This window comes from Halomonas sp. DP1Y21-3, from assembly GCF_019801245.1.
Taxonomy (GTDB): Bacteria; Pseudomonadota; Gammaproteobacteria; order Pseudomonadales; family Halomonadaceae; genus Halomonas; species Halomonas litopenaei.
Map to the genome: position 1 here is coordinate 291551 of NZ_JAHVJM010000002.1, position 17228 is coordinate 308778.

15 protein-coding genes are annotated in these 17228 nt (G+C 64.6%); 4 read left to right on the forward strand and 11 right to left on the reverse strand.

Annotated features, from left to right (window positions below; all coding sequences use genetic code 11):
* Nucleotides 1-31: 31 nt before the first annotated feature.
* The 6 genes from eutB to doeA all read right to left on the reverse strand — a co-directional run bounded on the left by eutB (nucleotide 32) and on the right by doeA (nucleotide 7540).
* Entirely contained in the window at nucleotides 32-1066 is a 1035-nt protein-coding gene (gene eutB / locus KUV74_RS06530; RefSeq protein WP_045992025.1) for a hydroxyectoine utilization dehydratase EutB, read from the reverse strand.
* 239 nt (nucleotides 1067-1305) lie between these two features.
* Entirely contained in the window at nucleotides 1306-2715 is a 1410-nt protein-coding gene (locus KUV74_RS06535; protein WP_045992026.1) for an aminotransferase, read from the reverse strand.
* A gap of 109 nt (nucleotides 2716-2824) precedes the next feature.
* Nucleotides 2825-4294, reverse strand: a complete 1470-nt coding sequence (locus KUV74_RS06540; RefSeq protein WP_222515953.1) for an NAD-dependent succinate-semialdehyde dehydrogenase — start codon at nucleotides 4292-4294, stop codon at nucleotides 2825-2827.
* 246 nt (nucleotides 4295-4540) lie between these two features.
* Nucleotides 4541-5026: an Lrp/AsnC family transcriptional regulator gene (locus KUV74_RS06545; RefSeq protein WP_045992028.1), complete on the reverse strand. Its 486-nt coding sequence runs from the start codon at nucleotides 5024-5026 to the stop codon at nucleotides 4541-4543.
* A 114-nt stretch (nucleotides 5027-5140) separates the two neighbouring features.
* Nucleotides 5141-6154 (reverse strand): N(2)-acetyl-L-2,4-diaminobutanoate deacetylase DoeB, encoded by a 1014-nt coding sequence (gene doeB / locus KUV74_RS06550; protein WP_045992029.1) that lies wholly within the window; start codon nucleotides 6152-6154, stop codon nucleotides 5141-5143.
* Nucleotides 6155-6340: 186 nt separating this feature from the next.
* Nucleotides 6341-7540 carry an ectoine hydrolase DoeA gene (gene doeA / locus KUV74_RS06555; RefSeq protein ID WP_045992030.1) on the reverse strand — a complete coding sequence of 400 codons (1200 nt, stop codon included), beginning with the start codon at nucleotides 7538-7540 and terminating at the stop codon, nucleotides 6341-6343.
* Nucleotides 7541-7750: 210 nt separating this feature from the next.
* On the opposite strand from doeA, the gene KUV74_RS06560 reads away from it, so the two are divergent.
* Both KUV74_RS06560 and KUV74_RS06565 read left to right on the forward strand, forming a co-directional pair.
* Complete coding sequence (locus KUV74_RS06560; RefSeq protein WP_045992031.1) at nucleotides 7751-9157, forward strand: PLP-dependent aminotransferase family protein; 1407 nt, start codon at nucleotides 7751-7753, stop codon at nucleotides 9155-9157.
* A gap of 31 nt (nucleotides 9158-9188) precedes the next feature.
* Nucleotides 9189-10133, forward strand: coding sequence for a 2-hydroxyacid dehydrogenase (locus tag KUV74_RS06565; protein ID WP_045992032.1), 945 nt, complete (start codon nucleotides 9189-9191; stop codon nucleotides 10131-10133).
* Nucleotides 10134-10298: 165 nt separating this feature from the next.
* On the opposite strand, the gene yghU is transcribed toward KUV74_RS06565, so the two are convergent.
* From yghU to KUV74_RS06590, 5 genes are all read right to left on the reverse strand, one after another.
* The gene (yghU, locus tag KUV74_RS06570) at nucleotides 10299-11174 is read right to left on the reverse strand and encodes a glutathione-dependent disulfide-bond oxidoreductase (RefSeq protein ID WP_045992033.1); all 876 of its coding nucleotides are present in this window, start codon (nucleotides 11172-11174) and stop codon (nucleotides 10299-10301) included.
* 178 nt (nucleotides 11175-11352) lie between these two features.
* On the reverse strand, nucleotides 11353-12111 hold the full coding sequence (locus KUV74_RS06575) for an SDR family oxidoreductase (RefSeq protein ID WP_045992034.1): 759 nt from the start codon (nucleotides 12109-12111) through the stop codon (nucleotides 11353-11355).
* A gap of 123 nt (nucleotides 12112-12234) precedes the next feature.
* Entirely contained in the window at nucleotides 12235-13341 is a 1107-nt protein-coding gene (locus KUV74_RS06580) for an alkene reductase (protein ID WP_222515954.1), read from the reverse strand.
* Between the two features lie 285 nt (nucleotides 13342-13626).
* The gene (locus KUV74_RS06585; protein WP_108132469.1) at nucleotides 13627-14211 is read right to left on the reverse strand and encodes a TetR/AcrR family transcriptional regulator; all 585 of its coding nucleotides are present in this window, start codon (nucleotides 14209-14211) and stop codon (nucleotides 13627-13629) included.
* Between the two features lie 138 nt (nucleotides 14212-14349).
* Nucleotides 14350-14907, reverse strand: coding sequence for a DJ-1/PfpI family protein (locus KUV74_RS06590; protein ID WP_222515955.1), 558 nt, complete (start codon nucleotides 14905-14907; stop codon nucleotides 14350-14352).
* 175 nt (nucleotides 14908-15082) lie between these two features.
* Here KUV74_RS06590 and KUV74_RS06595 point away from each other — a divergent pair, with 175 nt between their 5' ends.
* Together KUV74_RS06595 and KUV74_RS06600 are read left to right on the forward strand one after the other, a co-directional pair.
* Entirely contained in the window at nucleotides 15083-15772 is a 690-nt protein-coding gene (locus KUV74_RS06595) for a hypothetical protein (protein ID WP_045992038.1), read from the forward strand.
* Nucleotides 15773-16120: 348 nt separating this feature from the next.
* Complete coding sequence (locus tag KUV74_RS06600) at nucleotides 16121-17047, forward strand: lysine exporter LysO family protein (protein ID WP_222515956.1); 927 nt, start codon at nucleotides 16121-16123, stop codon at nucleotides 17045-17047.
* Nucleotides 17048-17228 lie beyond the last annotated feature (181 nt).

Genomic DNA, 17228 nt, shown 5'->3' on the forward strand with positions numbered 1-17228 from the left:
GGCTTGTCTGTCGGTTGGTGGCCTTGACGGTCTATCGCTGGCCTTGACTGGCGCAATCCGCCGCCAGGCGGCGCGCCTGATCGAGGGTATCCAGTGACACCCCGTTGCCGGAAAGCACCAGCACGACCCGCTCCCCCTTGACCTCGAGGTGGCCCTCGGCCAGTGCCGCCAGTCCGACGGCGGCGGCGCCTTCGACCAGCAATTTCTCGCTTTCGAGCATGTCCACCATGGCCTGGGCGATGGCGCCTTCCGACACCTGACAGTGGTCGTCCATCACCGCTTCGACCAGCGCCAGGGTGCAGCGGTTGTCGAGGCCGATGCCGCCGCCCAGCGAGTCGCCCAGGCTCTCGACCTCTTCCACCGCCACCGGCTTGCCGGCCTTGAGGCTCTCGCACATGGCCGCTCCCGCCGACAGACTGACCCCGCTGATTCTGGCCTGGGGTCGAACGCCCTTCAGCGCGGCGCCGATGCCGCCGAGCAGACCACCGCCGGACAGCCCGACGATGACCCGATCGACCCGCGGCAGGTCCTCGAGGATCTCGATGCCGATGGTGCCCTGCCCCGCCGCGATCAGCGGATCATCGAAGGGCGGAATCAGCGTCATGCCCTCTTCCTGCACCAGCCTCGCCACCTCCTCGAAGGCCTCGTCCTGGCTGGCGCCGACGCGACGCACCTCGGCACCGAGCGCCTCGATGGCAGCGACCTTGTTGGCCGGCACCAGCCGCGACAGGCAGATCACCGCCGGCACCCCAAGGCTGGAGGCGGCGTAGGCCACGGCGCGGCCATGATTGCCGGTGGATGCGGTGGTGACGCCCTGGGCCAGGGCCTCGCGTCCATGGCGCTCGATCAGTGCGGCGATCATGTTGGTGGCACCGCGCAGCTTGAAGGCGCCGGTGGGCTGCAGCGTCTCGAGCTTGAGATAGACCTCGGCGTCGAAGCGTTCGGACAGGGACCGCGACAACACCAGTGGCGTGCGCGTTACCTGACCGGCGATGCGTCCCCGGGCCTTGAATATCTCGTCCAGGGTCACGCCGTGACTCGGGCAAGGGGGTGAATCCACCTTCATGACCTTCTCCTTGAACTCATATCGTGAAGACCGGTTGCCAAGGCAGGGAGGGCAGGCGTTGTCGGCGCTTCGGCGCTCGCCTACCTGTTCCGCGCTCGCCTATCTGTTCCGCGCTCGCCTACCTGAATGAAAACCGACAGGGGCCGCCTCCTTCAAGGAAGCGGCCCCTTTTGCACCTGCCAAGGTGCGGGCGTCAGGCCAGACACCGGCCTGGGCTCAACCAGGCATCGGACCAGGCATCAGGCCGTCTGCAGTACGCCTTCCTTGACCAGCTCGTCGGTGACCTTGTTCACCGCACGCTCGGCGCGGGCAACGATCTCGTCGACCTCGTCACGGGTGGTGACCAGCGGCGGCGCGAAGCCGAGGATGTCCCCCTGGGGCATCGCCCGGGCGATCAGGTTCTGCTCCAGCGCAGCGGCGGCGATGCGTGCACCGACCTTGTGGCTGGGATCGAAGGGACGGCGAGTCTCCGGGTCCACGGCGAATTCCAGCGCCGCCAGCATGCCGACGCCGCGGGTCTCGCCGACGATCGGGTGATCGCCGAAGGCGGCCTGCATGCGGCTCTGCAGATAGGCGCCGGTATCACGGGCGTTGCCGGTCAGGTCCTCGCGCTCGATGATCGCCAGGTTGGCAAGGGCAGCGGCGCAGCCCAGGGCGTGACCGGAGTAGGTCCAGCCGTGGCCGATCGGGCCCAGCTCGCTGGTGCCCTGCTCCAGCACCTGCCACACGCGATCGCCGACGATCACCCCGGACAGCGGCTGGTAGGCGCTGGTCAGGCCCTTGGCGATGGTGATCAGGTCGGGCTTGATGCCGTAGGCATGGCTACCGAAGTCGGCACCGATACGGCCGAAACCACACACCACCTCGTCGGCGATCAGCAGGATGTCGTACTTGTTCAGTACCGCCTGGATCGCCTCCCAGTAGCCTTCCGGCGGCGGCACGATACCACCGGTGCCGAGCACCGGCTCGCCGATGAAGGCCGCCACGGTGTCCGGGCCCTCGGCCAGGATCATCTCCTCGAGCTTGGCCGCGCAGTGGGCGGAGAACTCACGCTCGCTCATGTTTTCCTGCTCGGCGCTGCGCTGGTAGTAGTGCGGCGCTTCGGTGTGCAGGATGCCGGCCATGGGCAGGTCGAACTGGTCGTGGAAGGCCTTGAGACCGGTCAGCGAGCCGGTGGCGAGACCGGAACCGTGATAGCCGCGCTGACGCGAGATGACCTTCTTCTTCTGCGGACGGCCAAGCACGTTGTTGTAGTAGCGCACCAGCTTGAGCTGGGTCTCGTTGGCATCGCTGCCGCCGAGGCCGTAGTAGACCTTGGACATGCCGGGGCCGGCGAGCTTGAGGATCTGCTCGGACAGGGCGATCTGCGGCTCGTTGGAGTGGCCCACGTAGGTGTGGTAGTAGGACATCTCCAGCGCCTGCTGGTAGATGGCCTCGGCCACCTCGGTACGGCCGTAGCCGATGTTGACGCAGTACAGCCCGGCAAAACCGTCGATGAACTCGCGACCGTCCTTGTCGACGATGTTGATGCCCTTGCCGCCGGTGATCACGCGACCCGGTGCGTCGCCATGGGCGAAGTCACGCAGGTGGGTGGAGGCGTGGAAGGTTACCTTGCGGTCGCGGTCGATCAGGTCCTGATGGGTGCTCATCTCGTTTCCTTTTTTTCCTTGGACCGCCCTCGCCGGGAGGGCGGCGTCATCTGTTCATCGAAAGGTGGCCGGTCCGCAGTCGGGCCGGCGATCACTGCCCTTCAGGGCATCAGCTGCCGGAGACGGAGCCCAGGGCGCCGAGGCAGTAGTACTTGGTTTCCAGATACTCGTCGATGCCGGTCGCGCCGCCTTCGCGGCCAAGGCCGGACTGCTTGACGCCGCCGAAGGGCACCGGCGGGCCGGTCATCTTCACCGAGTTGACCGATACCATGCCGAACTCCAGCGCCCGCAACAGCTTCCAGATGCGGCGAATATCGTGGGTGTAGACGTAGGCGGCAAGACCATACTCGGTATCGTTGGCCAGGGCGATCACCTCGTCGTCATCGCGATAGGCGGTGACACCGGCCACCGGCGCGAAGCACTCCTGACGCCACACCTGCATGTCCTGGGTCACCCCGGTCAGCAGCACCGGCATGAAGAAGTTCTCGCCCGGCGCCTGGGACTGGTCTCCGGCCACCAGGGTGGCACCCTTCGACAGGGCGTCATCCACCGTGGCGCGGGCATTTTCCACCGCCCGGCGGTGAATCAGCGGGCCGAGATCGACTTCACTTTCCATGCCGTTGCCCACGGTCAGCGCGGCCATGCGCTCGGTGAAATGCTCGATAAAGGCGTCGTGGATCGACTCGTGGACCAGGATGCGGTTGGCCGCCAGGCAGTCCTGACCGGCGGTCTGGAACTTGGCCGCCACCGCGGCCAGGGCCGCTTCCTTGGGGTCCATGTCGGGGCCGATGATAAAGGGCGCATTGCCGCCCAACTCCATGGATACACGCTTGACTGTGGGCGCCGACTGTTCGAGCAGCAGGCGGCCGACCCGGGTCGAGCCGGTGAAGGATACCGCCTTGACGCGATCCTCGGCACACAAAAGCGAGGACACCTGGGCGGCGTCGCCCAGCACCACATTGAAGATGCCCGCCGGAATACCGGCACGCTCGGCCAGCTCCGCCAGCGCCAGCGCCGAGAACGGGGTCTCGTTGGCCGGCTTGACGATCACCGGACAGCCAGCGGCCATGGCGGCGGCGGCCTTGCGGGTGATCATCGCCAGCGGGAAGTTCCACGGCGTGATCAGAAGCGCAATGCCCACCGGCTCCTTGATGGTGCCCAGCGCCGCATTGGGGATGTGGCTGGGGATGGTCTCGCCGTAGGTACGCTTGCCTTCCTCGGCGAACCAGCGCACGAAGCTGGCGCCATACTCGACCTCGCCACGGGCGTCGGGCATCGGCTTGCCCTGCTCCAGCGTCATGATGGTGGCCAGATCCTCGCGATGGGCCTGCAGCAGGTCGTACCAGGCCAGCAGCCGCTCGCAACGCTCGTCGGCGCGCAGCGCCCGCCACTGGGCAAAGGCCTCGTCGGCGACGTCGACACTGGCGCGGATCTGCTCGGGCTCGAGCAGCGGGATATGGCCGATCACCTCGCCATTGGCGGGGTTGATCACCGCTTCCTCGCGGCCTTCGTCACCGTGGGTCCACTTGCCGCCGATGTAGGAGTACTGACGGAACAGGCGCGGATCGCTGAGTTTCATGACACTACCTCCCCAAGTGTGTCCCGCCGCAAGGTCAGGGGGTGCGGAACACGAAAACGACGTCATGGCCAGCGCCATGTACTGCCGTCATGGTAAGGGAGAAGCCAGGGTCGGACTTTTTGAAGCGCCCGTCTGTCGATGGCGTTTTTTTTGTCCAGAACCGTGAAAACGCGGTTTTTTCTGCAACGCCTGTTTTAGCAAAAACCTGCAAGCCGACAAGAACTTCCGGGCCTGTGCCGATGGCGCTCAGAGCGCCCCGTTGGCCAGCTCGTCGATATCGACTCCCTCGCGAGGAGCCTTGACCGTCTTGGTGACGATATAGGTGAAGTAACGCTCGATGCCGACATCCGAGGTCAGCCAGTCGTCGATCAAGCGCTGGTAGGCGTCGATGGTCTCGGACTCGACCTTGATCAGATAGTCGACTCCCCCGCCCACCGCCACACACTCGGTGACCGCGTCGGTGGCATGCACCAGCGACTCGAAACGCTGGAAGCTTTCGGCATTGTGGGCCTTGAGTTCGATCTGAACCCACACCGGGGTACGCCGGACCAGGGCGCTTGCGTTGATCCGGGCGCAGTAGCCTTCGATGATGCCGGCCTTCTCGAGGCGGCGGACGCGCTCCCAGCAGGGGCTCACCGACAGGTTGATGGCCTCGGCCAGGCGGGACTTGGTGATGCGGCCGTCGCGGGACAGGATGGAGAGGATCTTGAGGTCGTAGCGGTCGAGTTTCATGGCCGGGCTTGTGTGGTTGAACGGGACCGCCCCGCGAGAGGCTCTCGGCGGGGCGCTGATGACGAGAAACGGCGGGCGGGCTCGGGCAAGACGGCATCCCGAGCCCTGGCCCGTTCAGTCGCCCAGGGTCTCGACCACCTCGGCGATGACGGCGATGGTGTCGCCCATGTTCACCTGGGCGGGGAAGCGTCGAGCCGCCAGGATACCATCACGCTCGGCACGGTACTCGATCGGCTCGGCGCCGCTGCGGGTCATGTCGTAGACCCGGGCGATCACGTCTCCCTTGGCAATGCTGTCGCCGAGGGCGTAGGTCAACTCCAGCAGCCCGGTGTGCTCGCTTTGCACATAGCAGCTGGCATCCGGCATATCGAGATAGACCTGGGTCTCGGGCATGGCCACCTCGCCGTCCTTGAGCCCGAAATGGATCAGCACATTGTCGATGCCGCGCTCGGTGATGGCCAGGCTCTCCGGCGTGGAGGTGCCGCCGCCCCCGAGTTCGGTGGCAATGAAGATCTTGCCCTGGTTCTCCACCACGGTGTCGAACAGCGCCGCGGCGTCCAGCTCGAACATCATCATCGCATAGGGCGCGCCGAAGGCCTTGGCCCCTTCCAGCGCCTGACGCTGCTGTTCGGGGTTGTCGAGCACGTGGGAGGCGCCGAAGGGAATGATGTCCAGGGTGCGGCCGCCGGAGTGGAGGTCCAGCACCACGTCGGCCATGGGCACCATCTCCCGGGTGAAGTAGTCGGCGATCTTCTCGGTCACGCTGCCGTCCGGGTCACCGGGGAAGCTGCGGTTCAGGTTGCCACCGTCCATCGGCGAGGTGCGACGGCCGACCTGGGCCGCCGGGGTGTTCATCATCGGTACGATGATCACCCGTCCCTTGACGTCTTCGGCCTTGAGCGAGGTCGAGAGCTTCTGCAGCGCGGTGATCCCCTCGTACTCGTCGCCATGATTGCCACCGGTCAGCAGGGCGGTGGGGCCTTCGCCGTTGGCGATCACGGTCACCGGGATCATCACCGCGCCCCAGGCGGACTCGTCATTGGAAATGGGCAGTTTCAGAAAGCCGTGCTGCACACCCTGGGCGTCGAAGTCGACGGTGGCGGAGATGGGGCTCTTGCGCTTGCTCATGGTGACTCCAGAAACAGGGACAACGGTCAGGTTTGATTGTAGTGGTGATGGGCAACGTCGGTCACCGAGGACCGATCACACCGGGCCGATCACAGAAGGCTAATCAACAGGGCCGATCACATGGGGCTAATCAACAGGGCTAGTCAACAGGGCCTGATCGACAAGCCCTGCTCAGCTAACCCCGGCCTACTTGACGAACAGCTGTCGCGGAAACTCCGCCAGCGGCTCGGCGCCATTTTCGGTGATCAGGATGCTCTCGGTGATCTCGAGCCCCCAGTCGTCCATCCACATCCCGGGCATGAAGTGGAAGGTCATGCCCGGTTGCAGGATGGTCTCGTCAGACGGACGCAGACTCATGGTGCGCTCGCCCCAGTCCGGCGGGTAGCTGATGCCGATGGGATAACCACAGCGCGCACCGCCTCGGTCGAAGCCGTACTTGTCCATGGCCGCGCCGAGCGCCAGGGCGATGTCCGCGGTCCGGTTGCCCGGCTTGGCCACGGCCAGGCCTTTCTCGATGCCTTCGAGCAGTGCCGACTCGCCACGCACGAAATCCCGCGGCGGCTTGCCGAGAAACACCGTGCGCGACAACGGGCAGTGGTAGCGCTTGTAGCAGCCGGCGATCTCGAAGAAGGTGCCCTCGCCTTCGCGAAACGGCGTGTCGTCCCAGGTCAGGTGGGGGGCAGCTGCGTCGCTGCCGGTGGGCAGCAGCGGCACGATGGCGGGATAGTCGCCACCGTAGACGCGCCCTTCGCTGTCGGTCCAGCCCTCGATGCCGACCCGATAGATCTCGGAGACCAGCTTGGACTTGGCAAGGCCCGGCTCGATCATCTCGAGGATGCGCGAGTGCATGCCCTCGACGATACGCGCGGCGATGCGCATGTACTCGATTTCACGCGGTGACTTGATCGCCCGGCACCAGTTGACCAGCGCGTTGGCATCCTGGAAGCGCGCGTGGGGCATCTCCTTGATCAGGCTCTGGTAGGCCTTGGCGGAGAAGTAGTAGTTGTCCATCTCCATGCCCACGACCCCTTCGCACCAGCCGCGATCCGGCATGATCGACTGTGCCAGATACTCCATCGGATGCATTTCGGGATTCTGGACATAGTAGTCGGGGTAGTAGGTGATATTGTCAGGGTCCATCCAGCAGGTACGCAGGGCACCATTGCTGTCCTGACGTCGTCCGTACCACACGGGCTCGCCTTCGAGCCCCACCAGTACGCACTGATGGACATAGAACGACCAGCCGTCATAGCCGGTCAGCCAGGCCATATTGGAGGGATCGCTGACAATCAGCACATCGATGCCTCGCATGGCCATCTCGGCACGCACCTTTCGCAGGCGCTGAGCGTATTCCTCACGAGTGAACGGCAGGGATACCTGAATCATGAAACCACTCGCCACACAGTGTCATCACCGAAAAACCGGACTCATTGGAGTCCGGCGCGCCCTTGAAGCGACATTGCATCCCCTGTAGCGTGCTGACAGGTCACAATTGTCATGAGAAGCTCTTAACAACGTCATGACAATGACTGATCAATGCCGTCTTGCTGATACTAGCACTACGAATAAGCTACCGGTCAAAGGCTTTATTGGATCATGACAATTGACCTGCTGCCATATCTGGACGATAGCCAACCCAAGTATCTTGCGATTGCGCGGGCACTTTCTCGCGCGATCCGTTCCGGTGAGCTTACGCCAGGCACCCGGCTGCCGCCCCATCGACAGTTGGCGGAGCACATAGGCGTCAGCGTCCAGACGGTGTCACGGGCCTATTCACAGGCAGAAAAGATGGGCCTGGTGCAGGCCAGGGTCGGCAGCGGCACCTGGATCAACGCCCTCGATGACAACCGCGAATCCGCCTACCTGAGGGCCGGCGAGCCGCGAACCGAACAGGCGGTGATCGACCTGTCGATCGCCCATCCGGTCTGTCCCCCAAGCCATGACCAGCACTTTCGCGATGCCCTGAGAACGCTGGCCGACAGCGCACATCCCGACGTCTTCACCGCCTGCCGGCCGATCGCCGGCCTGCCCCATCAGCGCGAACGCGCCAGCTGGTGGCTGAACGAGCGCCTGGGCATGCCCGGTGAAGCGGACGACCGCATCCTGACCAACGGTGGCGCCCACGGCATCATGCTGGCGATTTCCAGCGTGGTACAGCACGGCGACCTGGTCCTGACCGAGGCACTGACCGACCATGGCCTGATCGCCCTGTCTCGCACCCTGGGCTTCCAGCTGCGTGGCGTCACCATCGATAGCCAGGGCATCGTACCCGACGCCCTCGACGCCGCCTGTCATCGCTTCAAACCGCGCGCCGTGTGCCTGACCTCGTGCCAGCTCAATCCCACCGGGGCCACCCTGGACGAGAGGCGCCGCGACGAGATCGCCGCCATTCTGGAGCGCCACGGGGTGTGGCTGATCGAGGATGACGTCCACACCCTGCTCGAGCCCGAGCCGCTGATGCCGATCAGCGCGCGCATCCCTTCCCATGCGTTCCACGTCACCAGTCTGACCAAGGCCACCCTGCCCGGGCTTCGCGCCGGCTATCTGACGGTGCCACGCAGTCAGCTGCACCACACCCTGCCCCGCCTGCGGGCGACCTCCTGGATGGCCACACCGCTATGCTTCGAGGTCGCCAATCTATGGCTGGAGGACGGCACCATCGAGCGCATGGCTCAGCAGCAACGCGAACTGCTGGCAGAGCGCCAGCAGCTCGCCGCACGCATCCTGCACAGCCATGGCAGGGCCTCCCGCCCCACCAGCCTGCACGTCTGGCTGTCGCTGCCGGGTAGCTGGCGGGCCGAGGAACTCCAGCAGCTGGCCGAACAGGAAGGGGTGGCCATCACCACAGCGACCCCCTTCATGGTCGAACAGAGTCCGGCGCCACGCCGAGTGCGCCTGAGCCTCGGCGCGGAGCCCGAGATCGAACGTCTCGAGGACGGCCTCAAGCGCCTTGCCAGCCTGCTGGATGACGCTCCGCCGCCCATGATGCAGATTGTCTACTGAACCCCATTCATTCGACCGGAGCGGAATTGTCATGAAGGTGATCGTACACACCGACCAGGCCGGCCAGTGGCAGCAGGCGCTAAGCGAGCGGCTGCCCCAGGCCACCATCTGGAAGAGTCAGGAGGCCGACCGCGAACAGCGCGCCCAGGCGGACTTTCTGGCGGCCTGGAAGCCAGACGAGACGCTGCTGCGGGAGTGCACCGGACTCAAGGGCATCGTCAACCTGGGGGCCGGCGTCGACGCCCTGCTCGGCAACCCGGCCCTGCCTCGCGACGTTCCCATCGTCAAGTTGCGTGACGCCGGCATGGCCGAGCTGATCGCCGATTACGTGCGTTACGGTCTTTTCCACTTCCAGCGCGACTTCGACCGCTACGCCCGCCAGCAGCAGCAGTGCGAGTGGCGTGAGCACGAGGTGATCGACAAGCCGGACTGGCCGGTGGGCGTGCTCGGCCTCGGCGCCATCGGCGCCAAGGTGGCCCGGGCCATCGCCGCCGATGGCTTCCCGGTGCTCGGCTGGAGTCGCTCGCACAAGGATATCGACGGCATCGAATGTCTGAGCGGTGACGAAGGGCTCGACCGGCTCCTGTCGCGGGTGAAGACCTTGGTGCTGCTGCTGCCCGATACCTCCTCGACCCGCCATATCATCAACGCCGAGACACTCGGCAAGATGCGCGAGGGGGCCAGCCTGATCAACCCCGGGCGCGGCACCCTGATCGACGAGGACGCCCTGCTCGCAGCGCTGGGCGACAAGAACCAGCGCCAGGAAGGTCGCCTCCGGGGCGCGCTGCTCGATGCCTTCCCGACAGAGCCGCTGCCGGAATCCAGCCCGCTGTGGCGCCACCCGCGGGTCATCGTCACCCCTCACATGGCAGGACCGACACCCTTGAGCGAAGCGCTCGATCAGGTCGCCGCAAGCCTCGACGCCCTGGACAAGGGCGAGGACATCGAGACCGTCGACCCCGACGCGGGCTACTGACCCAGGAGCCGGCAAGTGCCAGCGAGGGCCGGTAAGGAACGAGGCGGCAATCGTCTCGCGTTCCAGGCCCGACCCGGATCAAGCCCCAGATTGATTCACAAAAAAAGGGCGCCTCCTCGGAGGCGCCCTTGTCGGTGCTGAAACGACAGATTGTCGTTCAAAGGATCAAGCGTCGTCGCCGATCTTGTCCTGGGTACGCAGTTCGAAATCGCTGGCGTCGTGACGCTCGTGGAGCTGCTCTTCGGGCTCACCGAAGGTGCGGTTGACCATGCGTCCACGCTGTACCGCCGAGCGAGCATCGATGGCCTTGGCCCAGCGCTGGACGTGCTCGTACTCGTGCACGGACAGGAACTCCGCCGCGTCGTACAGACGCCCCAGGGCGAGCTGGCCGTACCAGGCGAAGGTCGCCATGTCGGCGATGCTGTACTCGTCACCGGCCAGGTACTCGTGCTCGGCCAGATGCCGGTCGAGCACGTCGAGCTGGCGCTTGGCCTCCATGGCGAAGCGGTTGATCGGGTACTCGTACTTTTCCGGCGCGTAGGCGTAGAAGTGGCCGAAACCACCGCCCAGGTAGGGGGCCGAGCCCATCTGCCAGAACAGCCAGCTCATCGCTTCGGTACGCGCCTTGTGCTCGGTCGGCAGGAAGGCGCCGAACTTCTCGGCCAGATAGAGCAGGATCGAACCCGACTCGAAGACCCGGGTCGGCGGCGTGGTGGTGTGGTCCACCAGGGCCGGAATCTTGGAGTTGGGGTTGATCTCGACGAAGCCGCTGGAGAACTGGTCGCCCTCGCCGATACGGATCAGCCAGGCGTCGTACTCGGCCTGATCGTGGCCCTGCGCCAGCAGTTCCTCGAGCAGGATATTGACCTTGACCCCGTTGGGCGTGGCCAGGGAGTAGAGCTGTAGCGGATGCTTGCCCACCGGCAGCGCCTTGTCGTGGGTCGCACCGGCGATGGGACGGTTGATGCTGGCGAAATGGCCGCCACTCTCACCTTCCCACTTCCACACCTTCGGCGGCTGATACTCGGCATCGTTGCTCATGATGTTCCTTCTCGTTGAGTGGGGCACCACCCGGCACCGCCGGGCTCATTGATGCAGTAAAGATACACAAGCCTAGCGAAAAATAGCGTCAGACGAAGCACCTTGGAGCGACCTGGCGTATTGCGCCGCGGCCGGACTGGCGTCTCCCGGGACGGCGACGCCAGTCGAACGCCAGCCCTTACAGCTCCTGGCGAGTGGGGCGCAGGATCAGTTCGTTGACGTCGACGTCCCCCGGCTGCTCTACCGCAAAGGCGATCGCCCGCGCCACTGCATCGGCATCGATGGCCAGGGTGTAGAGCTCGTTGACCCCCTCGGCGGTCTCATCATCGCTGATCGTCCGAGTCAATTCGGTGTCGATCGCGCCAGGAGAGATATTGGTCGCGCGAATCTCGCCATTGGATTCCTGACGCAGGCCCTCGGTCAGCGCCTTGACCGCGAACTTGGTCGCGCAATAGACCGACGCGGCGGGGAACACCACATGCCCGGCGACCGAGGACAGGTTGATCACGTGGCCTTCGTGCTGTTCGCGCATGGTCGGCAGCACCGCGGCGATACCGTAGAGCACGCCCTTGATGTTGACGTCGACCATCTGCTCCCACTCGTCGACCTTGAGCTTGTCCAACGGCGAAAGCGGCATCAGCCCGGCGTTGTTGACCAGCACGTCGATGCGCCCGAATTCGTCGCGGGCAAGCTTGGCCAGGGCCTCGACCTGCTCACGGCTGGTCACGTCGGTGACACGGTAGACGGCCTGGCCACCGTCTGCCTTGATGTCGTCGCACAGTGCCTTGAGGCGGTCCTCGCGACGCGCGCCCAGCACCAGGCGGGCACCGCCCTTGGCCAGGCGCTTGGCGGTGGCCTCACCCAGCCCACTGCTGGCACCGGTGATGATCACGACCTTGTCCTTGATACCGTCGGTGTTCAGGTTGTTCACGTCCATGCGGTCCTCCTGTCGGGCCTCCAAGGCCCCTTGAAATGTTCCAGATCGATGACGTTGGCAAGACGGCGAACCGCTTGGCCGTCATCGAGAAAAAGATGTCATCGCGCCAGCGAACTTCAAGCGCTAGCGGTCTTCGAGAAACGGGTAGTCGGTATATCCCTTTTCATCGCCGCCGTAGAAGGTGTCGTAGTCCGGCTCATTGAGCTCTGCTCCGCGACGAAAGCGCTCCGGCAGGTCCGGATTGGCGATAAAGGGACGCCCGAAGGTCACCAGATCGGTCTTGCCGGCGGCGATGCGCTCACGCGCTTCCTCCGCGCTGTAGGCGCCATTGGCGATATAGACACCGCTGAAGCGCTCGCGGATGGCGCTGATGATCGACTCGGGGCGACCATTCTCGTGGTTGCCCTGGAAGGAATCTTCCACGACCTCGAGGTAGGCGATGCCGATCTCGTCGAGCGCGGCGGCGAAGGCCGGGAAGGTCTCCTCGGGCTTCTGGTCGTGGACATCGTTGAAGCTGCCGGTGGGACTGATGCGCACCCCGACACGGCCCTTGCCCCAGACGTCGACCACCGCACGCACCACTTCGAGAGGCAGTCGCAGGCGGTTTTCCAGGCTGCCACCGTAGGCATCGGTGCGCGCGTTGCTGTCGGACTTGATGAACTGATCGAGCAGGTAGCCGTTGGCGGCGTGCACCTCGACGCCGTCGAAACCGGCTTCGCGGGCGTTGATCGCCGCCTGGCGGTACTGCTCGACGATGCCTGGAAGCTCGTCGGTGTCGAGCGCACGCGGGGTCGGCACTTCCACCATGCCGGACTCGGCGCTGATGAAGGTCTTGGCGCCTTCAGGCTTAATCGCCGAGGGCGCCACCGGGTCGGCGCCACCGGGCTGCAGCTCCGGATGCGAGATTCTTCCCACGTGCCATAGCTGGGCGTGCATACGACCGCCGGCGTCATGCACGGCGTCGGTGACACGGCGCCAGCCAGCGATCTGCTCCTGGCTATGGATGCCCGGGGTAAAGGCGTAACCCTTGCCCTGGGGCGAGATCTGGGTGGCCTCGCTCAGGATCAGGCCCGCGCCGGCCCGCTGACGGTAGTACTCGACATTCATCGCCTGGGGCACGTCCCCCGGTTGGGCCGCGCGAGAACGGGTCAGCGGCGACATCAGCACTCGGTTTGGCAAGGTGATGTCACCGAGGACCTGCGGGGTATAGAGGGGATCTTGCTCGCTCATGGAAATCTCCTGTCGTGAAGCTGATACCACGAGGCGCTGCGGCCTCAGCGAGGATGCACGGCTGCACGGTGGCTGGCGCTTCGTTGGCTCGTCGCCAACGGCTGCCCAAGGTGTTCGACTAACGTTTTAGCGAATGTTCAGCACTTACCGTACAACTCATGCATCACATATCAAGCAGTTTTGTACAAAAATAGAGGCTTTTATAGACCAGTCTATTATTACTTAGGACCAAGAAAACGGCAGGGGAATCGAGGACCCACCCTGCCACGCCTTCACCTCGATGCGTTAGCGTTTGATACAGGCCAGTAACGTATTCTCGAATTCGGTCAGTGGCTCACAGGTTCTGGCCATCTTGGAGCGCAGCAGCGCCCCCTGCCAGCCCGCCAGAATAAAGGCCGCCATGGCCTGGGGCGTGATGTCGTCACGCACGCTGCCGTCGGCCTGGCCTTCCTTGAGGCAGCTGGTGAAGTAGCCTTCCCAGCGCTTGAAGATGGCGTCTAGGGCATCGCGCAGGCAATCGCTCTGGGATGACATTTCCTGGCCGAGGGTACCGATCAGGCAACCCCGGGTGTGGCCGCACTCGGCCATCGCCTGGCGCACGTCTTCAAAATAGTGGCGCAGGCGCGCAACGGGGGCGTCGTGGGAATTCACCAGCAGCGCCTGGAAGCGCTCGTCGTAGTCTTCGGCGAACACCTCGACCACGGCAAGGCCGAAGGCCTCCTTGCTGGAGAAATAGTGGTAGAAGGAACCCTTGGGCACGCCAGCAGCCTTGAGCACCGTATTGATGCCCGTCGCCGTATAGCCGTGCTCGGCAAAGGTGTTCATGCCGACCTGTATCAACAGGTCACGTGTGGGAGCCTTGGTTGTCATGCCCCAGACACTAGACCAGTCGTCTAGTCGTCGTCAAGTGGCTTTCTGCCAAGAGCCCAACGGTTGGGTTTCCAAGGGATCTGGCCTCACTCCTGGCCTGGGCCTGTACCCAGGCCAGAAGGGGCCGGACTGGCGGGCCTACAGCAATTCGTTGAGCTGGCGCAGCCACTCCGGGTGCGCGGGCCAGGCTGGCGCGGTCACGAACTTGCCGCAGGTGATGGCGTCGGTGACTTCGATGTCGACGAATTTGCCACCCGCCAGGCGTACCTCGGGGGCGCAGGCGGGATAGGCCGAGATACGATGTCCTGACAGTGACACCGCCGCCGCCAGAAGCTGGGCGCCGTGGCAGACAGCGGCCACCGGCTTCTCGCTGTCGACGAAGTGGCGCACCACTTCCAGCACGCGCTCGTCCAGGCGCAGGTACTCCGGCGCTCGCCCACCGGGGATGACCAGGGCGTCGTAGTCGGCCAGAGTGATGTCGGCGAAGGTCTCGTTGAGCGCGAACAGATGCCCGGCCTTTTCGGTGTAGGTCTGGTCGCCCTCGAAGTCATGGATGGCGGTCTTGACCTTGTCGCCTTCCTTCTTGTCGGGGCACACCGCATCGACACGATGCCCCATGGCCTGCAGCGCCTGGAAGGGCACCATGATTTCGTAGTCCTCGACAAAATCTCCCGCGAGCAGCAGCAAACGTGCCATGTGGCAAACTCCTTGGTCATTGAGGGGCGGCGCAGGGTCATGATGGCGACCATGCTGTAATGCAGCGTAACCACTGGACCGCGCTTCTGCCAGCCCGCCGGGGAACCTTCAGGCCGCACCGGCCTCCCAAGGTGACAGCTCGTTTCCATATGCCACTCAAGCAGCGGACGCTACTATGCCCAGCAACTCCATCGCCTACCGCTCGCCGTCTCTTCGCCCGCGCCTCGCGGCGGGGCTGCTATGGCTACTGTTCTTGCTGCCGTTTGCAGCACAAGCCGCATCGATGGCCAGCTTCGATGCCCGCTACCACCTGTCGGTGGACGGCTGGCCCGATGCCACCGTGCATCATCGGGTGTACCGCGAAGGCGATCACTGGCGCAGCGACATGCGCGCCCAGGTGGCCATCGCCGAAGGTCAGGAAACCGCGCGCTTCGCCGAGAACGGCGACGGCTTGCGTGCGCTGGGCTATTCCAGTGGCTATCGTCTGCTGGGCATCGGCAAGAGCTACCGACTGGACAACCGTCAGCTACTGCGTCACCCCGACCGTCAGACCGCACTGGTGGATCTGTCACGTAGCGTCCAGCGAGAGCGCTGCGCCAGCGGCTGCGAGATTCACTATCTCGATCACAAGGGCGACATCGAGACACTGGTCGCAAGCCCTCTGCCCACCGCCGCCATCGACGTGAACGGGCGCATGGTGGACGCCCTGCGGGTCCGCCTGGTCGAGCCCGGCAAGGACGACCGCCACATGGTCGTGGCCTTCCACCCGGACCTGCCCGGCCTGCTGCTGGGGGTGGACTACATCAAACGCGGCGAGCGGGTCAGTCGGCTGAGCCTGACCTCCTTGACCACTTCCAACAACTGAAGCTGCTCCGTCTCTCCCTTCCTCGGGCGCCTTTTTGCGCGCTTGGTCAGGGGCTTGTTCAGCCGCCCTGCCTCACCACCATCCGGCCTTCCGCCCCGCCGAGGCCGACGGCTCGTTGCCAGGATGCCTTGTCGACGTCCGGGGTATGGCGCCGATCTTGCCGACCACTGACGCTTTGGTCGTCTTTTCTCCCTTGTGAAACTTGCATAGAGTATTGCGCTTTTGGTCGCGCCGTTGACCACCGATTTGTCCTGCTCATCCTCGACGGACGGGCTCACGAGCGCAGCAACTCATCGATGCGGTGCCTGACCGACACGCACCGCCTCCATCGAGCAAGGAAGTTCGTTCATGTTCACCGGTCTGTTGATCGTGCTGCTGCCGCTGGTGCTGGGCTATCTGGTACCGGTACGCCGCGCAAGCGTCATGGCCTGGATCAATCGCGGCGTCAGCGCATCGATCTACCTGATCCTGCTGTTGATGGGGGTGAGCCTGGCGGGCCTGCCCGACCTGGGCACTCAGCTGTCGCGCATGGGCGGCCAGGCGCTGTTGCTGTTCGTGGTCATCTCGGCCTTCAACCTGGCCGCCCTGTGGTGGCTGTCGCGTCGACTGCGCCTGGACCTTGGCGAAAAACGCGTGATCGACGGCGCCCCGACCAGCAAGCTGGCGGCCATGGCGGGTTCGTTGTCACTGGTCGGGGTGGTGATCGCAGGGCTGGTCATCGGGCTGATGCTGGTGGGACGCTGGGGGACGACGCCCTTCGAGCTGGCGGAACACCTGGCAGAATGGGTGCTCTACGTACTGCTGACGCTGATCGGCTGCCAGCTGCGCAACTCCGGCATGCCGCTCAAACAGATCCTGCTAAATCGTCATGGCCTGTTCATCGCCATGACCCTGGCGGCAAGCTCGCTGATCGGTGGACTCGCCGCGGCACCGATGCTCGGGCTCGCCTGGAACGAGGGCCTGGCCATGGCCTCGGGCTTCGGCTGGTACTCGCTGTCCGGTATTCTGATCGGCGAACACCTGGGGCCGGCCCTGGGCGGCGTCGCCTTCTTCAACGACCTGACCCGGGAACTGCTGGCCTTCGTGCTGATTCCGCTGGTCATGCGACGCTACGCACCCCTGGCGATCGGTTATGGCGGTGCCACCTCGATGGACTTCACCCTGCCGGTGATCCAGCAGCACGGTGGCGTGCGCTGCGTGCCCATCGCCGTGGTCAGCGGCTTTATCCTGTCGCTGCTGTCACCACCACTCATTCTGTTTCTGGTCGCCCTATGATGCCGGGTCACGACAACCACTCATTCAGCGCTTTATGGTCGCACTATGATGCCGGGTCGCAACAACCACTCATTCAGCACTTTATGGTGGCCCTATGATGCCGGATCACGACAACCACTCATTCAGCGCTTTATGGAAGCACTATGATGCCGGTTCGCAACAACCACTCATTCAGCGCTTT

What these genes read in the sequence shown, in the direction of transcription:
- doeA (WP_045992030.1), bottom strand. Translation starts at nt 7,540, where the DNA reads ATGATTCAGGTATCCCTGCCGTTCACTCGTGAGGAATACGCTCAGCGC.
- KUV74_RS06540 (WP_222515953.1), bottom strand. Translation starts at nt 4,294, where the DNA reads ATGAAACTCAGCGATCCGCGCCTGTTCCGTCAGTACTCCTACATCGGC.
- KUV74_RS06545 (WP_045992028.1), bottom strand. Translation starts at nt 5,026, where the DNA reads ATGAAACTCGACCGCTACGACCTCAAGATCCTCTCCATCCTGTCCCGC.
- KUV74_RS06595 (WP_045992038.1), top strand. Translation starts at nt 15,083, where the DNA reads ATGCCCAGCAACTCCATCGCCTACCGCTCGCCGTCTCTTCGCCCGCGC.
- eutB (WP_045992025.1), bottom strand. Translation starts at nt 1,066, where the DNA reads ATGAAGGTGGATTCACCCCCTTGCCCGAGTCACGGCGTGACCCTGGAC.
- KUV74_RS06590 (WP_222515955.1), bottom strand. Translation starts at nt 14,907, where the DNA reads ATGGCACGTTTGCTGCTGCTCGCGGGAGATTTTGTCGAGGACTACGAA.
- KUV74_RS06535 (WP_045992026.1), bottom strand. Translation starts at nt 2,715, where the DNA reads ATGAGCACCCATCAGGACCTGATCGACCGCGACCGCAAGGTAACCTTC.
- KUV74_RS06580 (WP_222515954.1), bottom strand. Translation starts at nt 13,341, where the DNA reads ATGAGCGAGCAAGATCCCCTCTATACCCCGCAGGTCCTCGGTGACATC.
- KUV74_RS06585 (WP_108132469.1), bottom strand. Translation starts at nt 14,211, where the DNA reads ATGACAACCAAGGCTCCCACACGTGACCTGTTGATACAGGTCGGCATG.
- KUV74_RS06565 (WP_045992032.1), top strand. Translation starts at nt 9,189, where the DNA reads ATGAAGGTGATCGTACACACCGACCAGGCCGGCCAGTGGCAGCAGGCG.
- yghU (WP_045992033.1), bottom strand. Translation starts at nt 11,174, where the DNA reads ATGAGCAACGATGCCGAGTATCAGCCGCCGAAGGTGTGGAAGTGGGAA.
- KUV74_RS06560 (WP_045992031.1), top strand. Translation starts at nt 7,751, where the DNA reads ATGACAATTGACCTGCTGCCATATCTGGACGATAGCCAACCCAAGTAT.
- KUV74_RS06600 (WP_222515956.1), top strand. Translation starts at nt 16,121, where the DNA reads ATGTTCACCGGTCTGTTGATCGTGCTGCTGCCGCTGGTGCTGGGCTAT.
- doeB (WP_045992029.1), bottom strand. Translation starts at nt 6,154, where the DNA reads ATGAGCAAGCGCAAGAGCCCCATCTCCGCCACCGTCGACTTCGACGCC.
- KUV74_RS06575 (WP_045992034.1), bottom strand. Translation starts at nt 12,111, where the DNA reads ATGGACGTGAACAACCTGAACACCGACGGTATCAAGGACAAGGTCGTG.